A 3230-nucleotide genomic window follows, 5' to 3' on the forward strand; every position below is an offset into this window, starting at 1 on the left:
ATAGACCTTTTTGACTTGAACGTTCATGAGAGAAAAACTCCTTCACTTTCCTTGTGTGTCAAGGATTCATTCGACATCGGAACGAAAAAATCCTCCCGATTTTCGTTGGGAGGGTGCGAAATGTGAGTTAAGAGATAACAAAAAACTATTTTTTTGCAACACGTTCTACATAAAAAATGGCCTCTATTCCCAACAGGAATAGAGGCCACACAGATATAATTGTTTCGCTAATTAGCTTGAAGAGCTTCTCAAGAAACTCTGATGCATTTTTTTATTTTGACAGACACACTTAATTATAATATTTATTAATCTCTTCCAACTGTTTTAACTTTGTCTTCGATGGAGTTTCATATTTCACCGCTGCATCTTTCTTCACGTAATAGCCGCCGCCAACACCATACAGCCCGTTTTTATAACTATATACTCGAAGTTCTTCTCCTTTTTTCAGTTTGCGAACAGACGTTAGTTTTCCTTTGGCATCCATTTTCCATAGATAGGTATCTTTTAATACTGTCACTTTCCCAATCTGACCTTTAACTAATTTTACTTTTCCCCACCATACGCTCGGTTTTGGAGCGGTGATGGTTAGTATATATTGGTCAAACCTCTCCTCCCCCTCTATCAGAATATAGTATTCACCTCTATTTAATCCTATCTCCTTGTAATATCCATCGTAATCGGTACTTGGATTTATCCAGAATGATGTTAGTTGGTTATTATCTTTATCATATATAGAAACATACTTGCTTTCTCCTGTATTGCTTAGTAGCACTTTTACTTTTGTAGGCTGCGGAATCGTAATTTTATAGTAATCATCATCTCCATAATCACCAAACTGAATAAACCCTTCAATATTACTGTTTAATTTAACAGGATTAGCTGTTCGTAAACTGTTGTTAAATTCTTGTTCGTAATTAAGCCCTTCTTTGAAAGTAAGCTTAAATTGATAAGGTGAATTTGATGGATAGTAGTCAGAACGTGCTACTTTAATATAAAATTCTCCAGCAGGCAAACCAACACTACCAGTATATGAATCGTAAGCACTTGTATTGTCAGTATATAAGTATGCTAATGTATCATGATCTTTTGTTAAAATACTGATTTCTTTGTCTGGCCCATCATTCAGCATCGTAAATGACAATTTTCCCGGCTTTCTTAAAATGATTTTATAATAGTCCTTATCATCATCATTTTCAATAACTCCTTCAATTGTGTTATTCACGTTAACTAAGGTAGCTTCAGCTAAGTTCTCGTTTGGTTCTTGTTCATATGTATTTCCCGGTTTAAAGGAAAGCGTAAACGAATATGGTTCATTTTCTACATAGTCATAATATTCTACCTTAACAAAGTAATCGCCAGCAGCTAAACCAACACTATTTTTAACCATATCGTATGCGCTTGTTGGATCATTGACTAAATCAGCTAAAGTATTACCGTTTTTGTCAACAATGCTAATTTTGATTCTATCTCCAGATTGCGATTTGTTAGGGAGCGAAAATGTCACGAGTCCCGGTTGATTCAAAGAAAACTTATAATAATCAACGTCACTATTATCTCTTAAAATACCTCTATACGTGTCATTTACCGTAATTGGTGTAGCATTCGCCATGCTGCCATTATCTTCTGTTTCATACCCTTCACCGTGCGCAACAGACGGCACAGCAAATATAGCACTGGAAAACAATAAGCCTGCTGTCATAACCCCCGAAATCCATTTCTTCATACCAATTTACCTCCATATACATTTATTTTCTATTTCAAATATTAATATAGTTATTTATTACCATCAAGTATTTTTATGAAGAAAGTTCTAATATAACCTTATTTTCTATTTTATCATTCATCTAACAGTTCACATTAACTCCTTTTCTGAATAAGACTGTTCCTGTTATGCAACTTCGCCATTTAGCAAAAATTCCTGACAGAAGAAGAGAGCAGCTCCCGAATGATCCAAAGGTGCTACTCTCTCCTTTTTCTGCTTCTTTAATATCATCGTTATAAAATTCTTATTCGTTCGGATATAACACTTTTACCTTATCTAACAACCGTTTTGGCGGTGTTTCATATTTGACATGCGAAGGCATTTTCGTGACGTAGTACCCTCCGCCTAGACCGTATTGACCTCCGTAGCGGTGATCATACATATATACACGATATTGCTCGCCTGGTTTTAACACCCTCACAAAGTGCAGCTGATTCGCCTTATCCCGTTTCCACAAGTTAATTGGCTTAAGAACGGTAATTCTTCCTATTTGCCCTTTTTTCAATTCCTCTTTTCCCCACATCACGATCATTTTCGGATTCGTCTTGATCGAAACTAATTCTACATATTCCGGATCGCCGTAATCTAAAGACGGATTTTCCGATTTTATCAACCCGATATGCTTTGCATAGTAGCGATATCTTCCATCGCTTTCTTTTATTTCCACAACATTTTTAAATGTCCCCGCTTTTGTTTTCACTGTTTTAGTTAATGACGTGATCGTGCAAATGATTTTTTCTCCTTCGTCATTGACATAAGACCAAGTTGTTCCTACCTTGACCGGATAAACAAGGTGGGTAAAAGAATAACCGTAATCAAAATTCCCAGATACGAGCCCATGTTCATCTTCTCGATAATATTTGGTAAACGGGTCGTCTTCTTCACCATAGGAATAAATGCCTTTCCATATATAAAGACCTTCTTTCACATGGCTAAATTCTTGAGTACTAATTCCCTCGTAATAGGCATACGTCAAAATTTTTGTTGGGTCGGGCATGTAGCTATCATATCCGCTTGCAAATGCTTTTTCGGTAAACGGCATGGCCGTAAACAATACGGCGAAAGCAGCCAGCAAAGATAAAATACGGAAAGCAACAACTTTTTTCATTTCTTCTCCCTCCTCGATAACAACGTTATTCATAGGAGGAAAATCATATTCCTATTTCTTTACATAAAAATGGATTCTATTTCCAACAGGAAATAGAAGCCATAGAAACTTCCCAAAGTTATCAACCATGTCCTTTTAATAGTTTTTTCGTCCGTTGCTCCGAGAAGAATCGGAGTTCAATAATTCCAGGGCATGACAGGCACGCATCGCAAAATTCATCTCTTTGTAAAATATATAAATGCACCTTGAAAAGTTAACCTTTGCATCACGCTGCACACCCCAAGCGTCGAAGCACCTCTTCCGGTTGTTGATCTATATATTCCATAAACCGGGCAATGGCTTGGTCAATATCCATTTGAT

The 3230-nt window shown here is 36.6% G+C and carries 2 protein-coding genes; both read right to left on the reverse strand.

Features of this window, described 5'->3' with window-relative positions; genetic code table 11:
• Window positions 1-289: 289 nt before the first annotated feature.
• Window positions 290-1723 carry a PPC domain-containing protein gene (locus tag ETC02_RS16325; RefSeq protein ID WP_050367840.1) on the reverse strand — a complete coding sequence of 478 codons (1434 nt, stop codon included), beginning with the start codon at window positions 1721-1723 and terminating at the stop codon, window positions 290-292.
• Between the two features lie 283 nt (window positions 1724-2006).
• Window positions 2007-2870, reverse strand: a complete 864-nt coding sequence (locus tag ETC02_RS18465) for an alpha-amylase (protein ID WP_371810220.1) — start codon at window positions 2868-2870, stop codon at window positions 2007-2009.
• Window positions 2871-3230: the final 360 nt, after the last annotated feature.

Source organism: Geobacillus sp. DSP4a (assembly GCF_013096875.1).
In the GTDB taxonomy this organism is placed as follows: Bacteria; Bacillota; Bacilli; order Bacillales; family Anoxybacillaceae; genus Geobacillus; species Geobacillus thermophilus.